The sequence below is a fragment of the Pseudomonas oleovorans subsp. oleovorans genome (assembly GCF_002197815.1).
Taxonomy (GTDB): domain Bacteria; phylum Pseudomonadota; class Gammaproteobacteria; order Pseudomonadales; family Pseudomonadaceae; genus Aquipseudomonas; species Aquipseudomonas oleovorans.
On sequence record NZ_NIUB01000026.1, the window covers coordinates 1 to 18,433 of the forward strand.

Annotated in this window: 16 protein-coding genes and 2 pseudogenes; 10 read left to right on the forward strand and 8 right to left on the reverse strand. The window is 62.3% G+C overall.

Annotated features, from left to right (window positions below; genetic code table 11):
• Window positions 1-1,196: 1,196 nt before the first annotated feature.
• Window positions 1,197-1,538, forward strand: a complete 342-nt coding sequence (locus PSOLE_RS15585; RefSeq protein ID WP_139204928.1) for a VanZ family protein — start codon at window positions 1,197-1,199, stop codon at window positions 1,536-1,538.
• A 53-nt stretch (window positions 1,539-1,591) separates the two neighbouring features.
• Here PSOLE_RS15585 and PSOLE_RS15590 read toward each other — a convergent pair whose 3' ends face one another.
• Complete coding sequence (locus tag PSOLE_RS15590) at window positions 1,592-2,938, reverse strand: O-antigen ligase family protein (RefSeq protein ID WP_074857048.1); 1,347 nt, start codon at window positions 2,936-2,938, stop codon at window positions 1,592-1,594.
• Window positions 2,939-3,250: 312 nt separating this feature from the next.
• Here PSOLE_RS15590 and PSOLE_RS15595 point away from each other — a divergent pair, with 312 nt between their 5' ends.
• The 8 genes from PSOLE_RS15595 (at window position 3,251) to rfaH (ending at window position 11,452) form a co-directional block, all read left to right on the forward strand.
• On the forward strand, window positions 3,251-3,745 hold the full coding sequence (locus PSOLE_RS15595) for a hypothetical protein (RefSeq protein WP_074857051.1): 495 nt from the start codon (window positions 3,251-3,253) through the stop codon (window positions 3,743-3,745).
• Between the two features lie 98 nt (window positions 3,746-3,843).
• Window positions 3,844-5,007, forward strand: a complete 1,164-nt coding sequence (locus PSOLE_RS15600) for an outer membrane beta-barrel protein (protein ID WP_211098117.1) — start codon at window positions 3,844-3,846, stop codon at window positions 5,005-5,007.
• An 86-nt stretch (window positions 5,008-5,093) separates the two neighbouring features.
• On the forward strand, window positions 5,094-5,633 hold the full coding sequence (locus PSOLE_RS15605) for a polysaccharide biosynthesis/export family protein (protein ID WP_074857058.1): 540 nt from the start codon (window positions 5,094-5,096) through the stop codon (window positions 5,631-5,633).
• 148 nt (window positions 5,634-5,781) lie between these two features.
• Window positions 5,782-8,019, forward strand: coding sequence for a GumC family protein (locus tag PSOLE_RS15610; protein WP_074857061.1), 2,238 nt, complete (start codon window positions 5,782-5,784; stop codon window positions 8,017-8,019).
• A gap of 10 nt (window positions 8,020-8,029) precedes the next feature.
• The gene (locus tag PSOLE_RS15615) at window positions 8,030-8,764 is read left to right on the forward strand and encodes a tyrosine-protein phosphatase (RefSeq protein ID WP_074857064.1); all 735 of its coding nucleotides are present in this window, start codon (window positions 8,030-8,032) and stop codon (window positions 8,762-8,764) included.
• Entirely contained in the window at window positions 8,761-9,504 is a 744-nt protein-coding gene (locus PSOLE_RS24120) for a hypothetical protein (RefSeq protein WP_074857068.1), read from the forward strand. Before PSOLE_RS15615 ends, PSOLE_RS24120 begins: the two co-directional genes overlap by 4 nt.
• 12 nt (window positions 9,505-9,516) lie before the next feature.
• Window positions 9,517-10,911: an undecaprenyl-phosphate glucose phosphotransferase gene (locus PSOLE_RS15625; RefSeq protein ID WP_307692784.1), complete on the forward strand. Its 1,395-nt coding sequence runs from the start codon at window positions 9,517-9,519 to the stop codon at window positions 10,909-10,911.
• Window positions 10,912-10,930: 19 nt separating this feature from the next.
• The gene (gene rfaH, locus PSOLE_RS15630) at window positions 10,931-11,452 is read left to right on the forward strand and encodes a transcription/translation regulatory transformer protein RfaH (RefSeq protein ID WP_074857179.1); all 522 of its coding nucleotides are present in this window, start codon (window positions 10,931-10,933) and stop codon (window positions 11,450-11,452) included.
• A 130-nt stretch (window positions 11,453-11,582) separates the two neighbouring features.
• Here the strand turns inward: rfaH and PSOLE_RS15635 are convergent.
• Window positions 11,583-11,798, reverse strand: a pseudogene (locus PSOLE_RS15635) (HD domain-containing phosphohydrolase); the annotation flags it as partial.
• A gap of 101 nt (window positions 11,799-11,899) precedes the next feature.
• Here PSOLE_RS15635 and PSOLE_RS15640 point away from each other — a divergent pair.
• Window positions 11,900-12,274 (forward strand): annotated as a pseudogene (locus tag PSOLE_RS15640) (alpha/beta fold hydrolase); the annotation flags it as partial.
• A gap of 48 nt (window positions 12,275-12,322) precedes the next feature.
• Here the strand turns inward: PSOLE_RS15640 and PSOLE_RS15645 are convergent.
• The 6 genes from PSOLE_RS15645 to glcC form a co-directional block, all read right to left on the reverse strand.
• A complete protein-coding gene (locus tag PSOLE_RS15645; RefSeq protein ID WP_244597282.1) occupies window positions 12,323-13,579 on the reverse strand; it encodes an OprD family porin in 1,257 nt (418 codons plus the stop codon).
• Between the two features lie 150 nt (window positions 13,580-13,729).
• Window positions 13,730-15,313: an aldehyde dehydrogenase (NADP(+)) gene (locus PSOLE_RS15650; protein ID WP_074857078.1), complete on the reverse strand. Its 1,584-nt coding sequence runs from the start codon at window positions 15,311-15,313 to the stop codon at window positions 13,730-13,732.
• A gap of 445 nt (window positions 15,314-15,758) precedes the next feature.
• Entirely contained in the window at window positions 15,759-16,730 is a 972-nt protein-coding gene (locus tag PSOLE_RS15655; RefSeq protein WP_074857182.1) for a GGDEF domain-containing protein, read from the reverse strand.
• Window positions 16,731-16,796: 66 nt separating this feature from the next.
• Window positions 16,797-17,021, reverse strand: a complete 225-nt coding sequence (locus PSOLE_RS24270; RefSeq protein WP_169713332.1) for a hypothetical protein — start codon at window positions 17,019-17,021, stop codon at window positions 16,797-16,799.
• A complete protein-coding gene (locus tag PSOLE_RS24275) occupies window positions 17,018-17,326 on the reverse strand; it encodes a type IV pili methyl-accepting chemotaxis transducer N-terminal domain-containing protein (protein ID WP_169713333.1) in 309 nt (102 codons plus the stop codon). The genes PSOLE_RS24270 and PSOLE_RS24275 overlap by 4 nt, the downstream gene beginning before the upstream one ends.
• Before the next feature lie 331 nt (window positions 17,327-17,657).
• Window positions 17,658-18,431, reverse strand: a complete 774-nt coding sequence (gene glcC, locus PSOLE_RS15665; RefSeq protein ID WP_004423071.1) for a transcriptional regulator GlcC — start codon at window positions 18,429-18,431, stop codon at window positions 17,658-17,660.
• Window positions 18,432-18,433 lie beyond the last annotated feature (2 nt).

Genomic DNA, 18,433 nt, shown 5'->3' on the forward strand with positions numbered 1-18,433 from the left:
GCTTTTGTGGGAGGCCCGCCCTCGGGGCGATGCTTTTGGCTTTTTGGGCAGGCTTTGCCTGCCTTTCGCGGCGGGGGCGCCGCTCCCACAAGGGTCTGCTGCTTCCACAAGGGTCTGCTGCTCCCACAAGGGCCTGCTGCTCCCACAAGGGCCTGCTGCTTCCACATGGGTTGTGCTGCTACCTCATGGGTTGTGCTGCTGCCACAGGGTTTGGGCTGCTATCACAGGGTTTGGGTTGTACCACCGGGGCCGGGGCAGGCTTTGGCTTTGGCTTTGGCTTTTGTGGGAGGCCCGCCCTCGGGGCGATGCTTTTGGCTTTTTGGGCAGGCTTTGCCTGCCTTTCGCGGCGGGGGCGCCGCTCCCACAAGGGTCTGCTGCTTCCACAAGGGCCTGCTGCTCCCACAAGGGCCTGCTGCTTCCACATGGGCCTGCTGCTTCCACATGGGTTGTGCTGCTGCCACAGGGTTTGGGTTGCTATCACAGGGTTTGGGCTGTACCACCGGGGTCGGGGCAGGCTTTGGCTTTTGCTTTGCTTTTGTGGGAGGCCCGCCCTCGGGGCGATGCTTTTGGCTTTTTGGGCAGGCTTTGCCTGCCTTTCGCGGCGGGGGCGCCGCTCCCACAAGGGTCTGCTGCTTCCACAAGGGTCTGCTGCTCCCACGAGGGTCTGCTACTCCCACAAGGGCCTGCTGCTTCCACATGGGTTGTGCTGCAACCTCATGGGTTGTGCTGCTGCCACAGGGTTTGGGTTGCTATCACAGGGTTTGGGTTGCTATCACAGGGTTTGGGTTGTACCATCGGGGCCGGGGCAGGCTTTGGCTTTTGCTTTGGCTTTTGTGGGAGGCCCGCCCTCGGGGCGATGCTTGGGGCTTTTTGGGCAGGCTTTGCCTGCCTTTCGCGGCGGGGGCGCCGCTCCCACAAGGGCCTGCTGCTCCCACAAGGGTCTGCTGCTCCCACAAGGGCCTGCTGCTTCCACAAGGGCCTGCTGCTTCCACAAGGGTCTGCTGCTTCCACAAGGGTCTGCTACTCCCACTAGGGTCTGCTACTCCCACTAGGGTCTGCTGCTTCCACAAGGGGGGCTGTTCCCAGAAGGGTGCTTCTTCCACAGGGGTGCCTCATCCACAGGCGCCCACGCCCACAAGGGATATTGTGTGATTCTCGGTTTATTTGATGCATGCAGGCGGCTGGCGTTTTTGCGCGTGCCGTTGTTTGTGTTGTGTGTGCTGGTGTTCTGCTATGGGGTGTTTCGTCCCGAGCCGCCGCCTGAGCTGTTCCAGGATTCGGACAAGCTTTGGCATGTACTGGCCTTTTTCGGCTTGAGTCTGTGTGCGCGTCTGGCTTTTCCGCGCCTTGCTGGCGGCTGGTTGTGGCCGTTGCTGCTGGTGCTGGCGCCGCTGGTGGAGTGGTTGCAGCACTGGTTGCAGGCTTCGCGCCATTTCAGCCTGGGTGATATTCAGGCCAATGTGCTGGGGGTGCTGCTGGCGTTGTTGTTGTCCGGCCTCTGGCAGTTACTGGCCCGGCGCCTGCCTGCAAGCACTTAGCCTTGCGCGACAAGGCCGCTTTGCCCGCGCCGCCTGTGCTGTTTGGCTTTGTCTCAGGACCGTTTCGAGGCTCTGACATGCTGGTTGGCCAGCACGGCAATGGCGCAGACCACCACGAAGGTGGCGGCGTTGGCCGGTATCTGCAGGTTGAAGTCGGTGCTGGAGTGCACGCCGATGGCGACGATGCCCATGGCTGCACCAAAGCCGACTCCGCTGCGGTACAGCGATTCGCGCCGCCACATGGCCTGCAAGGCCCGCCACAGCGCGAGCAGGACGAAGCCCAGCAATGGCAGCACGCCGAGCAGGCCGTACTCGATGGCAAATTGCAGGTAGTCGTTGTGGGCGTGGTCGAAGTGCAGGCGGATGTCATCGCCGGGGTATTTGGGAAATACCGATTCGAAGCTGCCGGCACCCTGCCCGGTCAGCGGTTTGTCCTTGAGTAGCGGCAGGGCATAAACGAACACGTCGTCGCGCAGCTCGTTGGCCTGCTGGACCACTTCGCCATCCACCACTACATCGTGAATCCGGGTGCTGAGCACGCGGTCCTTGAGCTTTTCCAGGCCGAAGTACTGGCTGATCACCAGAATGTCGATAACCACGATGCTGGCCAGGATCAGGCTGTTGCGCAGGCGGTGTTCGCGGTCCAGCAGGACGAATATTCCGCCAACCAGTAACAGTGCAGCGAAGAAGGCGGTATTGCCCATCCGCGAGTGGGTCATGACCAGGGCGATCACCATCACCACCAGGGCCAGGCGCAGCCGGGCTTTGGGCCCCATCAGCAGCTCCAGCACGTTGACCCAGCGGAACGGCCGGCCATCGCGCAGGGCCAGCAGCAGGCCAATGCCGCAGGCCAGGGTCAGTTCCAGGTAGCCGGCCAGGTGGTTACGGTTGACGAAGGTGCCGGTGGCGTCACCGATGTAGCTGGTTTTCGGGATCACCAGCAGCCACTCCACGCCCGATAGTGTCATGGCCGCGCCCCAGAAGGCCTGGAAAGTGCCGCTGAGTACCAGGGTCGCCAGCAGCCAGGTCAGGCGCTTGCGTGTATTGAACAGGCTGCACAGCAGCAGAAATAAAAGGCAGTAGGCCAGGCCCAGCAGCAGGTTCTCGAAGGTCGCGCCCACATCGGCTGTCAGCCCCAGCAACCACTGCGCCGCCACCCAGAGTTGCGCCAGCACCAGTAAGGCCAGCATGGGCAACGCCGCCCTGAGCGCCCTGCCCTGCATGGCTTGCGGATTGCGCAGGACACCGATGCTCCATGCCAGGGCAGTGGCCGCCACCCAGAAGATGAAGACGCCAACCGCCCAGTCGATGTTGCTGCCCAGCGGCAATGGCAGCCAGAACAGCAAAAGCAGAATCGAGACGATCAGCGTGCGTTCCAGACGGCGGGAGGTGTGCTGCATGGGAAACCGGACCTTTGGACGGAGCAGCGGAGTCTAACAACCCACCCCAAGGTTGTAAGCACCTGAGCGCGGGTGATTTTGGCAGGCCGTTTATCGACTAAATACAGGCTGAACAGGGGCTTAAGCATTGAAGGGGGAGTGACTAAACGCTATCCTCTGCGGTGTCCTGGCCGCCATGAAAGGTTCGTGCCAGGCAGTGCCAAGCCATAAAAGCTGACCGCGCGTCAGACTCAGCCGCACATGCAACATGCATCCCGCTACACCAAAGGAGTGGGAGAAGAAACCCTGCTGCATTTATCGAGGACGCCAGATATGCGCAAAACTCTTTTCGCACTCACCATGGCCGCAGCCCTGACTTCGGGCCAGGCTTTCGCTGACCAGGCCACTCTGGAATCCCTGCAGGCTGCCGGCATTGTGCTGAGCGACGAGCAGGCTGCCATCATCGCCGCCGCTGAAGGCCAGGCGCTGGTCGATGCCATCGCTGCGCTGGTCACGGCCAACCCGCAACAGGCAGCCACCATTGTCGGCGCTGCTGTGAAGGCCGCTCCGGGTCTGGCCGTAGCCATTACCGAGGCCGCCGTAAAAGCCGCTCCGGAGCAGAAAGCCGCCATCGCCGACGCCGCTATGAAAGCCGCACCGCAGCAGGCTGCCAACATCCAGGCCGCTGCCGATAAAGCGGCCGCTGCCAGCACCAGCGTCAACGCGACCGGCTCCGGCACCCAGGTCAACAACTCCAACATTCCGGGCAGCACCGGTGGCAGCGGCGGCGGCGACCCGGTTGCCAGCCCGAACACCGTCACCCCGTAACAATCCCGGCATTCACGCTGAGATACCGACACGTCAGTCCGTAAGGGCTGGCGTGCTGTGATTGGCGGCCTGCAATCAAGAAAAGGACATCCCTTTCCATGAGCAAAAAAATGCATCTGCAGACACTGGCCACCGCTGTCGCTGTCGCTGCCTCTGCCAATGCCTGGGCCGTTGAGCCACAAGCGATCGATATTGGCGGGTTCCGCTTCATCCCCACGCTGAACATCAGCGAAAACCACGACGACAACATCTTTGCCAAAGAGAACAACGAGCAGTCGTCCTGGGTAACCAGTATTACTCCGACCTTCGTGCTGAGCGCTGAAACCGCCAAGAGCGGTTATCAGATCAAGTACTCGCTGGATCGCGACATTTTCCATTCTGCGCATGCGGCCGATAACACCGACCACCATCTCACTGGTGAGGCGGCGTTCGCCTTCGATGCGCGCAACCGCCTGAAGCTGCAGGCCGGTTACCACAAGACCGAAGATACCGTTGATACCGCAGTGGACGGCGAACTCGACAAGTTCACCACCAAAAACGTCGGCGGCGTTTACAGCTATGGCGCCGAAACCGCGCGTGCCCAGGTGGACTTCGGCGCCAACCACATGCGCAAGCGCACCGACAACAGCGGCAACATCAACGCCGAGAAAGAGTACGACGCCACCACGCTCAACTCGATCTTCTACTACCGTGTAGCGCCCAAGACCAAGGCTCTGGCCGAAGTCCGCCACACCAAGTACGACTACGTGCAGCGCACCAGCACGCTGGACGCCACCAACATGGCCTATCTGGTCGGTGCAACCTGGGAAGCAACCGCGCGTACCACCGGTACCGTGAAGTTCGGTTACGAAGAGAAGGACTTTGACAGCAGCCTGCGCAAGGACCGCGAGAGCCCCATGTGGGAAGTGGGCGTGAGCTGGGCTCCGCGCACCTACTCGGTGTTCAATCTGAACGCCCGCCGCGCCTTCGACGAGGGTGATGATGGCGCGTCGGTAATCAAGTCGCAGGGCTTCGATGCCAGCTGGAAGCACTACTGGCTGGAGCGCCTGTATTCGGAAGTCAGCTACAGCATGACCGAGAAGAAGTACCAGGACATCACCCGTACCGATGATCTGCAGACCTTTGGTCTGGGTCTGACCTACGAAGCACGTCGCTGGCTGGATATCGGTGTAGGCTACAAATACTCCGAAAACGACTCCAGCCTGCGTGGCGAAAGCTACGAGCGCAACATCGTTGGCGTGAGCGTGACAGGCAGCCTCTGATGCTGCTGGCTTGAGCCCGCAGTACCCGGCACCCGGACTGGCAACAGCCCGGGTGCTTTCATGAAAGTTTGCAGAGAATTCGTTCCATGGCCATTCGTTATCTGATCAGCGCAATCATCGGCCTCGTTCTGATGAGCAGCAGCGCCGTAATGGCAGGCAGCGACGCGCAATACCGCCTCGGCTCCGGGGACACCATCCGTATCAATGTGTTTGGCGAGACTGATCTGAGTTTTGAAGAGATCCGCCTGACCGACGCCGGTACCTTTTCCTATCCGTTCATCGGTGAGGTTCGGGCAAACGGCAAGACTGCCGTTGAGATCGAAAAGCTGATTGCCGACGGTCTGCGTGGCGAGTACCTGATCGACCCCCGCGTGTCCGTCAGCGTGCTGCAGTACCGTGAGTTTTTCATCAGCGGCGAGGTGAAGGCGCCAGGCGGCTATCCCTTCCAGCCGGGGCTGACCCTGCGCCGTGCAGTAGCGCTCGCCGGTGGCCTGACCGAGCGCGCCTCAACCAAGCGCATCACCATTATTCGCGACGCCGATGGCGGTCGCACCTCGCAGGCTGCCACGCTGGATACCATCCTGATGCCGGGCGACACCATTACGATCGAGCAGGGCTTCTTCTAGTCATTGCGGCCCGTAACTGGCACCCACCCTGCCCTGCACGCCCCGGCCGCTGCCGCCGGGACGCCAGGCAGGCGGATCATGATGCCGGTTGTTGTACCGATCGAATCCTTTTGACCATTTCCGAGTTTCAGCACGCATGGCCTCTCACATGGAAAGCACAGCCCAGACCAACGACCGCAATCTGCCTGTTCTGCGGCAGGATGACAACGATGATGAAATCGATCTGCTGAAACTCTGGAACAGTCTGTGGCGGCGCAAGTGGAGCATTCTTTCGCTGGTGCTGGCGGTGATGATGGTGGCCGCGCTGGCCGTGCTGGTGGTGACGCCGATCTACCGCGCCGCGGCAACCCTGCTGATCGAGCAGAAGGCCGCCAAGGTGGTTTCCATCGAGCAGGTCTATGGCCTGGACGGCATGGGCAATGAGTACCTGCAGACCCAGTTCGAGCTGCTCAAGTCGCGCGCGCTTGCTGAGCGCGTGGTGCGCCAGCTGAACCTGACCACCCACCCGGAGTTTGACCCGCGTCAGCAGCCGGAGCCGCTGATCGATCTGAGCTGGCTGCGTTCGGCGCTGAACTTCCACAAGGTCGTGCCGGTGACCCTGCCAGGTGATCTGGAGGATGAAGAGGCTCTGAGCGAAGCCGAGATCTTCGATGCAGTGGTCAAGCAGTTCATGGAGGTGATCTCGGTATCCCAGCAGGGCAAGAGCCAGCTGGTGACCATCTCGGTGGAAATGGCCGATCCGCGCACCGCCGCGCTGGCCGCCAACGCTCTGGCCAACGGCTTCATCGAGAGCCAGCTGGAGGCGACCATGGAGATGTCGGCCACCGCTACCAACTGGATGAACAGCCGCCTCGGCGAGCTGCGTGCCAAGCTCAAGGAAGCCGAGGATCGCCTGCAGAGCTTCCGCGAGGCGGAGAACCTGGTGGATATCGATGGTGTGTCCACCATTGTTGCCGGCGAGCTGTCGCTGACGGCCGACCGCATGATCGATGCCCGCCGCCAGCGCGCCGAAGCCGAGAGCCAGTACCGTCAGGTGCAGGCCATGCGCGGCGGCGGTTGGGAGCGTCTGGCGACCATCCCTGCAGTTCTCGGCCATCCGCTGATCCAGCAGTTCAAGGCCGACGAGGCCAAGGCCAAAGCCAAGGTCGAAGAGCTGTCGCGCCGTTACGGTGCACGCCACCCGGCCATGGAAGGGGCACGCTCTGAGCTGAATGCGGCTTCCGCCAGCCTGCGCGGACAGGTCGAGCAGATCGTCGCGGGTATCGAGCGTAACTATCAGCTGGCGGTGGCCAACGAGAATTCGCTGCGTTCCTCGTTCAATGCCAACAAGGCGCAGATCCAGCAGATTTCCGCCAAGGAGTTCCGCCTGCGCGAGCTGCAACGTGAAGTGGAAGCCAACCGCGCCCTGTACGACACCTTCATGACCCGCTTGAAGGAAACCTCGGCAACCGCCGATCTGGATACCGCCAACGCCCGTATCGTTGATCCGGCCGTGGTGCCGAGCGAGCCGGTCAAGCCGAAGAAAACCCTGATCGTGCTGATCGCCGGTCTGCTGGCGCTGTTCGCCGGGGTCGGCCTGACCCTGCTGCTCGATGCGCTGAACAACACCTTCAAGAGCACCGAGGAGATCGAGGGCAAGCTCAACATTCCGGTGCTGGGCATCCTGCCGCTGCTCAAGAATAAAGAGCGCAGCGAGATCGCGCACATGTTCCAGGAGGGCCAGAACAAGCCCTTCTGCGAGGCTATCCGCACCATCCGTACCGGCGTGGTGTTGTCGGCCATGGACAACGCGCACAAGGTCATCGTCATTACCTCGTCGATTCCCGGCGAGGGCAAGAGCACCGTTTCCGCCAACCTCGCCTTTGCCCTGGGCCAGGTGGAGAAGGTGCTGCTGATCGATGCCGACCTGCGCCGCCCAACCCTGGCCAAGAACTTCGACTTCCCGGTCGGCACTCCGGGCCTGGCTAACCTGATCGCCAACACGGCCAAGCTGGAAGACTGCCTCAGGGAAGTGAACGGCATCAGCATGCTCTGCGCCGGCACCGTGCCGCCGAACCCGCTGGAGCTGCTGTCGTCGCAGCGCTTTGCCAAGGCCATGGAGTATCTCAAGAGCAAGTACGACCGCATCATCATCGACTCTCCGCCAACCCAGGCAGTCAGCGATGCGATGGTGCTTTCGACCTTTGCCGATGCGCTGATCTACGTGATCAAGTCGGACTCCACCGCGATTCCGCTGGTGGAGAAAGGCGTTGGCCAGTTGCTGCAGAACAATGCCCCGGTAACCGGCATCGTGCTCAACCAGGTTGATGTCAAGAAGGCGCAGAAGTACGGCTACAGCTATGGTGGCTACTACGACTACTACGGTTACAGCGGCAAGAGCGCCTGAGTTCTGAGCGATGATTGATCTGCACTGCCATCTGCTGCCCGGCATCGATGACGGCGCTCCCGACCTGGAGACCGCTTTGGAGCTGGCACGCATGGCAGTGGCAGAGGGCATTACCCATGTCGTGTGTACGCCACATATCCATCCGGGCCGCTACGACAACACGCCGCAGACCATTGCCGATGCCCTCGCCGTATTTACTGCGGGGCTGCGCAATGCCGGAATCCATCTGCAGGTGGCGGCCGCTGCGGAAGTGCGCTTCGACATGGAGATCATGCTGGGCGTAGCCAATGGCAGCGTGCCCTTTCTCGGCGAGTGGCAGGGGCGCAAGGTGCTACTGCTGGAGTTCCCGCATGGCGAGCTGCCTTTTGGTGCAGAACGCCTGACCAAGTGGCTGTTGCAGCACAATATCCTGCCGATGATCGCCCACCCGGAGCGCAACAAGGCCGTGATGCGTCAGCCGTCGCGGCTCAAGCCCTTTATCGAGCAGGGCTGCCTGCTGCAGGTAACGGCATCTTCGGTGGCCGGCCATTTCGGCGATGCCGCGCAGGAAGTCGCGCATGCCCTGCTGGCCGAAAAGCAGGTCACCATCCTGGCCAGCGACGCACACAACATCAAACACCGCCCCCCTGCCCTGCGTGAAGGCATGCAACATGCTGCGCGAATCGTGGGTGATCTGGCCGCACAGAAGCTGGTTGTGGATACCCCCTGGCAAATCGCCCAGACACACTTCAGCGGTTCTGTATGAAACGTCGCCGCCGTTCATCGCAAGCGGACATCAGCCCTGCCCTGTCCGTACATCACTATCGGCTGCTGGCCGGCGCTGTGCTGTTGCTGGCACTGGCGCTGGCCGTCTGCGCGGCGCGCATGGTGCCGGCGGGCATTGCCAGCTATCAGGCGCTGTCTTTCATGGCGCACTGGCGCAAGGCCGGCGAGGAGCCTTCTGCACGAGCCTACGAGATCGCCCGCACAGCGGCGCAGCGCAGTGTTACACTCTACCCGGTAGCAAATGGCCAGTATCTGCAGCAACTGGGTCTGGTGGAGCAATGGCAGGCCTTTCGCCAGCCCTTTGCCGCGCCACAGGCTGGGGCCAGCCGGCAGGCTTCGCTGCAGGCGCTGCGTCAGGCCGTGGCCGCCAGGCCGACCTGGCCTGCCGCCTGGGTCGATCTGGCATGGGCCAAACTGTATCTGCAGGAATTCGACAGCGAATTCGCCCAGGCACTGCAGCAGGCTGCCGGTCTCGGCCCGTGGCGTATCGGCATCAACCGGGGGTTGAGCCAAATAGGTTTTTACAGCTGGCCGCGGCTTGACGCGGAGCAGCGTGAACTGGTGCTCGAGTCGGCCCGGCGTACCGTAAGCCACAGCAGGCGCGAAGCACTCGCCCTGTTTGATATCGCCAAGGCCACCGGCCTGGCAGAAGATCTCTGTAGTGCACTACCAGGGAAGATTGCCGAGGAGCGCGGAATCTGCGCTGGCACAATTGAATGAATGGATCTTCAAATGTTTGGTAATGCCCATAAACCCGCCAATAACGATCTGCGCCTGTTCTTCGGCCTGCAATGGCTGACGGGCATGATCCCGCTGATCGCCCTGCTGGAAATCCTCACCCTGGACAAGACCGGTACGGTGGGCGAGCAGTACCAGTTGCTGGCGGTCTATACCTTCCTCGCTTCGTTGCCGGCCTTCTTCCTGGCCGGCGCCTACCACCGCAACCACGGCTACCTGACCGGTCTGGCACGCCTGCTGGCTGGATGGATGCTCCTGCTCGCCGGTTTCACCATGATCAGCTTCCTGACCAAGACCAGCGAACGCTTCTCCCGCGAGGTGATTCTGGTCTGGTCGGTTTCCGGCTACGCGGTGCTCGCGCTGTGCTACCTGGTCCTGCAGAGCCTGTACCGCCGGCACGCCCAGCATCTGCATAAGCAGGCCCGCTCGCTGATCATCGGCACCGGCGATCATGCGCTGGATCTGGCCGACAAGCTGGTGCGCATCCGTCGTGAACCTCTGCAGGGGCTGGTCAGCACCGACAGCGGCGAGGAACTGGACTACAACGGTATCCATACCCTGCGCGGCAGTCTGGCCCATCTGCGCCCATTGATCGCCGAGCACGACATCCGCCGCTTGTACATCGCCCTGCCGCTGAGCGAAGCGGAGAAGGTTTCCGATCTGTACATTTCCCTGCTCGATGCCAGCGTCGATATCGTCTGGGTGCCGGATTTCGGCGGCCTGACCCTGCTCAACCACTCCATGGCGGACCTCGAAGGCCTGCCCATGATCAAGTTGAACGAAAGCCCGCTGACCAGCTATCCGGCCTCGGCCATGACCAAGGCCATTCTGGATCGCACGGCCGCCGGGCTGGCCATCCTGTTGCTGAGCCCGCTGCTGATCGCCACGGCGATTGCAGTCAAGCTCTCCTCGCCCGGCCCGGTGCTGTTCAAGCAGAAGCGCCACGGCTGGAATGGCTCGGTGATCCTGGTGTGGAAATTCCGCTCCATGCGCATGCACGATGATACCCAGGTGAAGCAGGCGACCCGCTCCGATCCGCGCATCACCCGCGTTGGCGCCTTTATCCGGCGCACATCCATCGATGAACTGCCGCAGCTGTTCAATGTGTTGCAGGGCAGCATGTCGCTGGTCGGCCCGCGCCCCCATGCGATCGAGCACAACGACTACTACACCGACAAGATCAATGCCTATATGGCCCGCCACAGGATCAAGCCGGGGATCACCGGCCTGGCGCAGATCAGCGGTAGCCGTGGCGAAACCGAAACTCTGGAAAAGATGCAGCGCCGCGTGGAGCTGGATCTGGCCTATATCAACAACTGGTCGCTGTGGCTGGATATCAAGATCCTGCTGAAGACACCGCTGACCCTATTCGACAAGAACATCTATTGAGCTTCGGGGCTTGCAGGCCATGAGTCTCACCACGGATACCGCAACGGCTGAGCCGCTCAACCGCAAGCGCTGGTACCTGCTGCAGTCCAGGCCAAACCAGGCAGCCCGCGCGCTCGAACATCTGCAGCGCCAGGCTTATCCCTGCTTCCTCCCGTTGTGGCAGGTTGAGCGCGTGGTCCGGGGCCGCCGCCAGCAGACCGAAGAGCCACTGTTCCCCAATTATCTGTTCATCCAACTCGACGATGTGCATGACAACTGGATGCCGATCCGTTCCACCCGTGGCGTCAGCCGCCTGGTCAGCTTCGGCGGCCAGCCCCTGCCGGTGCCCGATGCGGTGATCGAACAACTGCGCCAGCGCATGATGCCGCCAGACAACCTGCTGCAGCCGGGCGACCGGGTACGCATCAACAACGGCAGCTTCGCCGAAATCGAGGCAATCTTCCTCGCCCACGACAAGGATGAGCGCGTACTGCTGCTGATCAACCTGCTGCAGCGTGAAAACACCCTGTCCTTCCACCTCAAAGACATCAGCAAAGTCTGAGCCAGCCCGTACACGGAAGCCTCCCAGGCTCTTGTAGAAGCGGTTCTTTGTGGGAGCGGCTCTTGTGGGAGCGGCGCCCCCGCCGCGAATGGTCAGATGCTCATGGAATGGGTGGCCAGATGACCGTGGAATCCGCAGCCAGATGCTTGGCCGAACAGCCGGACCAACGCAGCAGCGCCACCTGCCGGGCCGCATCGATCTGCGCCTGATCGCCACCACCGGCCTGCACCAACCACTGCGCCAGGCGCGCGGTACGCCGCGACTGGTCGATAGGCTGGCCCATGCTCAGGTCCCCCACCATGACCAGGGCCAGCATGGCGTCTTCGAGCGCGACGGCGTCATTCACCTACATGGGCAGCTCTCCTGTTTTTTGCCGGCCTCGGATAGACGACCGATACCGGGACACCGGCGCATTATCGACACTGAACTCCCCCAAGCACAGCGGCTACCGCGCCGAGTTCGAGCCAGATTGCAGCCGACAAGAATAGCTTTCTGTACCTGACGCCGCAGGGCATGGCCACCGACTTCGCGCAGGATCTGCCAGCCGAGCAAACGGCGATCATGACGGCCACCCAGGATCCGATCCGCGCGGCGGCCTTCGATGAGCGCACCAGCGTCGCGGCCTGAACACAGAAGCCGTCCTGGTACCTCGTCGCCAGTGACGACCGCATGATCGTGCCGGAGATGCAGCGTGACTTTGCCAAGAAGATCGGCGCACAGACCACCGAGATCGCAGCCAGCCACGTGCCGCAGCAGTCGCGCCCGGGCGATGTGGCAAAGATGATCATCCAGGCGGTGGAGAAGACGCAGGCAGCGCGTTGAACGAGGGAATGAGCACAGGGCGAGCGGTTGCTCACCCTGCCGCTCGTCTTACAGGATCGACAGCGGGTAGTTGATGATCAGACGGTTCTCGTGCAGATCCTGGCCTACATCACGGCGCACATCGGAGTTACGCCAGCGGATGCTCAGGTTCTTCAGCGTACCTTCCTGGATGGTGTAGGCCAGCTCGGATTCGCGGCCCCATTCCTCGGCGTTTTCGCGGGTTTTCACGCCATTGGTGTAGACGTCGATGTTGCTACCGCTGACGTAACGGTTCATCAGGGTCAGGCCGGGAATGCCGAGGCCGGCGAAGTTGTAGTCGTGGCGAATCTGCCAGGAGCGTTCTTCCGGGTTGTCATAGCTGTTGGTGAAGCCGTCGTTGACCAGAGTGCCGCCGCTGGCGCCGTCGATACGCATGAACTTGGTATCACCGCTGAGCTTCTGGTAAGCGACCATGAAGCTGTTGTTGCCGGTCTTGGCAGTGAGTGCGCCCTGATAGACCTTGTTGTCCAGATTGCCGGCCTTGGCCGCGCCTTCTTCCTTGCCGGTGACATAGCCGAGGTTGGCACCCAGTACCCAGTCACCGACCGCTTGGCTGTGGGTCAGCTGCACGTAGCTCTGCTGGTATACGTCTTCCAGGCGCGCGTGCCAGACGCCGACCATGGTGTTGTTGCCGTTGAAGCGGTACTCACCACCACCGAAGTTGAAGTCATCACCCTTGACGAGACCGGCAGGGGTGCCCGAGTTGAACGCCATTTCTTCGCGGCTGGCATCGTGACGCTGGCTGTTTTTCCAGAACTGGCCGCCGTACAGGGTCAGGCCGTCGATTTCGTTGGAAGTGACCTGGGCGCCCTGGAAAGTTTGCGGCAGCGAGCGACCGTCGTCTGCACGCAGGATCGGCAGTACGGCGAACCACTCACCGACCTTCAGTTCGGTCTTGGAAATCTTGGCTTTCGCCGCCACGGCGGTACGGCCGAACTGGTCAGCAGCCTGGCCGTCGTCGTGAATCGGCATCAGGTTGGTGTTGGCAGCGCCGCGGTTGCCGTCCAGCTTGATGCTGTAAAGGCCGAGCACATCCAGGCCGAAACCGACGGAGCCTTCGGTGAAGCCGGAACGGGCATCGAGAATGAAGCTCTGAGTCCAGCCTTCGGCCTGGCCCTGGAGTTCGTCCTGAATTCGCGGATCGGTGTTGTTGAGGTAATTGCGGTTGAAGTAGTAGTTGCGCAGGCCGAGGGTGACCTTGGCATCTTCGACGAAGCCTGCGGCGTGGACGCTGCCAAAAGGCAGAGCGGCGATGGCGCTGACCATGCTACAGGCGGCAAACAGTGGGGTACGGCAGAAAGTAGGTGTCATATCTTGTTGTTGTCTTCGACAGGTTAAAAAAAGCGGTGCCAAAGCACCGCGAGGGATAACGCTGCGCCGGGATGGGCGCAGCATCGTGGGGTCGGGCTGAAAGACTCAGCTCAGGGCATCACGGGTGTGCACACCGTCAACCAGACGCTGGATACCCAGCGGGTTGGCGTTCTGCAGCGCCTCGGGCAGCACTTCGTCCGGGTAGTTCTGGTAGCACACCGGACGCAGAAAGCGGTGGATCGCCAGGGTGCCGACCGAAGTGCCGCGAGCGTCGGAAGTCGCCGGGTACGGGCCGCCATGGACCATGGAGTCGCAGACTTCCACACCAGTCGGGTAGCCATTAAGCAGCACACGGCCCACTTTGACTTCCAGCAGCGGCAGCAGGTCGCGGAAGGCGCTCAGGTCTTCACGCTCGGCGATCAGGGTCGCGGTCAGCTGGCCGTGCATGCTCTGCAGCGCGCGGGTCAGCTCGTCACGATCGGCCACTTCGACGACGATGGTGGTCGGGCCGAAGACTTCCTCCTGCAGCAGGTGGTCGCCTTCGAGCAGCATGCTCACGTCAGCCTTGAATAGCTGCGGCTGCGCCTGGTTGCCGGCCTGCTCGTTGCCTGCCAGGTGGCTGACTTTTGCATGGCCTTTGAGCTGCGCCACACCGTTGGCGTAGCTGCGCAGGGTGCCGGCGTTGAGCATGGTCTGCGCCGGTTGCGCGCCGATGGCATCGGCCAGACCGGCGACGAACTCGCTGAACTCGGCGCTGCGAATGCCGATGATCAGGCCAGGATTGGTACAGAACTGGCCGCAGCCCAGCACTACGGAACCCGCCAGCTCCTTGGCCACGGTGACGCCACGCGCTTGCAGGGCGCCCGGCAGGACGATCACCGGGTTGACGCTGGACATCTCGGCGAATACCGGGATCGGCTGCGGACGGGCAGCGGCCATGTCGCACAGGGCGCGACCGCCTTTCAGCGAACCGGTGAAGCCGACAGCCTGGATGGCCGGGTGCTTGACCAGAATCTCGCCGACGCCACCGCCGAAGATCATGTTGAACACGCCCTTGGGCATGCCGGTTTTCTCGGCGGCGCGAATCACTGCGTCAGCCACGCACTCGGCAGTGGCCATGTGGCCGCTGTGCGCCTTGAACACCACCGGGCAACCGGCAGCCAGAGCCGAGGCGGTATCGCCACCCGCGGTGGAGAAGGCCAGCGGGAAGTTGCTGGCACCGAACACGGCGACCGGACCGACGCCGATCTGGTACTGACGCAGATCCGGGCGCGGCAGCGGCTGGCGATCCGGCAGGGCGCGGTCGATCCGTGCACCGTAGAAGTCACCACGACGCAGCACCTTGGCGAACAGACGCATCTGGCCACTTGTACGACTACGCTCGCCCTGGATACGGGCAGCCGGCAGTGCGGTTTCGCGGCAGACCAGGGCGACGAAGTCATCACCGAGGGCGTCGATTTCGTCGGCGATGGCCTCGAGGAACTCGGCACGACGCACAACCGACAGATTGCGGTAGGTCGGGTAAGCGGCGGCAGCAGCCTGGGCGGCCGCGTCGACTTCTTCCGGCGTGGCCTGGATGAAAGTGTACGGCAGCGCTTCACCGCTGCTGGCGTCGAGGCTTTTGTGCTCCACGGTGCCGGCAGCGCGGCGCTCACCGCCGATGTAATTGTGGCCAGTCAGACTCAGCATGGCGTTCTCCTGTCAGTAAATGGCGGGCAAGGCGCCATCGGGACAATGAATGAGGCCCGGCGGCAAAGCCGGGATGCACAACCACCTGCGCAGTTGTAGGACGTATGATAAGTGACAACATATCTATTTGTCCTCGGATACGCACGCTTGAAGCAAAGTAAGTTGCAATGCCTTGCAGACTGAACCAGGAAATCGGCCAAGCGACATGGTGCGGATTGGGCAAAAGCCCACGGACGCTATGGGAAAATTCCATGTGTGTTTGATGCGCGCGGTATGGTGCAAAAAACCGGTAGCCGGACGCTGGCCTGAACGATCACGACGCGGTGTGCGCCCCGGTATTGATGCAGTGGCTGTGGTTGCGCGGCCATGCGCTCTGCTGGCGCGGAGGCTCTCAGGCACATGCCCTCGGGCTATCGATCAGCAGCCGAGACGGGTCAACGATTGCTCAGGCCTGGACATCTGCGGCTTCGTCCAGACCCGGGCGAGCAGGCGCTCTGGCCACCTCCAGGCGGTCACGACCGCGTTGCTTGGCCTGGTAGAGCAGCTTGTCGACGGCGCTGAGGAAGTCCTGCGAACGGTCGTGGGCGCCCGGCACGATGGTGCCCACGCCGAGGCTGATGGTGAGCAGCGACGACACGGCGGAGCGCGCGTGCGCGATGCGCTGCTGACGCACCTGCTGGCGGCAGCGTTCGGCAATGTGCCGGGCGGCGGCCTCATCGGTCTCCGGCAGCACCAGCACGAACTCCTCGCCACCGAAGCGGCCGACGAAATCCCGCGGCCTTTTGACCGCGCGGCTCAGCGCCTGACCGACGCTCTTCAGGCAATCATCGCCCTGAACGTGGCCGTAATGGTCGTTGTACTGCTTGAAATGGTCGATATCCAGCAGGATCAGTGATAACGGCTGCTGACTACGCTGGGCGTTGGCCCATTCGGTGGCCAGCACCATGTCGAACATGCGCCGGTTGGCCACACCGGTGAGGCCGTCCTTGTAGGAGTACTCCTCCAGCTGCTTCTGCAGGGTCAGCAGCTGTTCCTCGGTCTTCTTGCGCTCGCTGATGTCGAACATGAAGCCGATCAGCGCGTCTACCTCGCCGTTATCGTCGCGCACCACATGCACCACGTCGCGAATCCACACGTAGTCGCCAGCGGCGGTCAGCGCACGGTAGTCGGCCTCATGATCGACACCGTTCTGCGACTGCGCGATGCAGAATTGCACCACTTTCTCGCGGTCGTCCGGGTGCATGCGCGTCGCCCAGTCTTCAGCACTGACCCAACTGGCCTGCGACCAGCCCAGCAGCGTTTCGATCTGCGGGCCGATATAGGCGAAGGTCATGGTCTTCCAGTCGATCTTCCAGGGGATCGCCCGGGTCGACTCCAGAAGAGTCTTGTACACCGCCTGATCAGTTGCTGCGCTCATGTCCACCACCTCTGCCCGCCTTGCGCTTCGTTATAGCGCAAAGGCGGGTGGAGGGTGGTGCAATCCTTACTCGTCCGCTTGCAAACCCGCATACAGACGCGTCAGCTCGTTGAGCTGGCGAAACAGCGAATCGGCGCTCACGGTGGGCACGGAGGACTGGGTGTTGTGCAGGTCGATGCCCTTGAGGGTAAAGCCCCAGTGGGCGCGGGCGCGACGCTGGGTGTTGGCGATTTCCTCGTTCGGCGTGCCGCGGGCCTCCAGCTCCTTGAGGATGGTCTCGAAATCGCTCACGGCTTTGTCCAGCTTGGCGTCCAGGTCCGGCGCAGGCACACGCCAGGACTTGGCCATGTAGAGCATTCCGGCTTGGCTTCGACCTGCTGGCGATGAACAGCCCAGGTGGCGTCGACCTTGGCCAGCGCAGCCTTGATCTCGGCAGTGGGTGCGTAACCGGCCAGGGCCTTCTGGCTGGCATCGAAGTGCTCGACGGTTTCCTGCAACTGACGCTGAGCGGCATCGACACGCACATCCGCCCCCAGCATCAGGTAATTCTTGACCATGCGCTGGCTCAGCGAACGCTGCAGGCCGGCCATGTTCATGGCTTAGGAATCGCTCAACTGCGCCAGGCCAGGCTGGGCATGCTTACCAGCGTGCTACAGGCGAGCAGAAAAATAGACAGATACTTCTTCAAAACGTCGATACTCCAAAATTCGAGGACGAGGCAATACACCATAGACCGGCGCCTACAGTGACGGGTAAACCCTTGAATGCGGGATTTTTATTGGAATGCGGAGGGGCAGTTTCGGCAGGGATGAATACCCGGCTACTGTGCAAGGGGCGCAACAATAGCTGCTAAAAAGCCATCATTCTGTGCGGACAGTCATGCTCGTCGCATACCGTATTGCTGTGTCAGGGCGGTGCACGACCCTATCAGGCCCAACCTTCAAGGCGCATGGTGGCGCGCACCAGGCGCTGCTCTTCCTGCTCGATCTCCTGCAGATTGTCGCGAATGCTGTTGATATGGTCGCGAGCGGCGCGCTGCGCCTGTTCCGGCAGGCGTTCGATTACCGCGTGATACAGCCGTGAATGCTGGCGGTCGATCTGCCGCTTCTGCGCCGGGCGGTGGTAGAGGTTGTTCACCGAGGCGAATACGGTGCTGAGCATCAGGTCGGTCAGCGATTGCAGGGTATGCACCAGCACCGGATTGTGCGAGGCCTCGCAGATGGCCAGGTGGAAGGCATGATCGAGGCGTGCGTGTTCGCGCGGGTCGACCGGGCTGTCCTGGGCATGGGCGGCGAGCATTTCCTCGTAACGTCGGGTCAGCAGGACGAAATCCGCCTCGGTGCCACGCAGCGCCGCCAGGCGCGCCGATTCGCCTTCGAGCAGGCCGCGTACTTCCAGCAGGTCATACAGGGTGCGCGGCTGCGAGTTGAACAGATGCATCAGCGGGCTGGCGTCGCGCTCGCCACTGAGCTTGGCCACCCGTGAGTCGCGACCCTGGGCGGTGTCGATGATGCCGCGACCGCGCAACACCTTGAGGCCTTCGCGCAGCGCAGAACGGGAGATGCCCAGCTTTTCGCACAGGCGCCGTTCCGACGGCAGTGGCTGGCCCACCTTGAGTACGCCGTCGACGATCAGCCGCTCGATGCGCTCGGCCACCACGTCACTCACCTGGCGTCGTGCAGCACCCTGATTCGTATTCATTT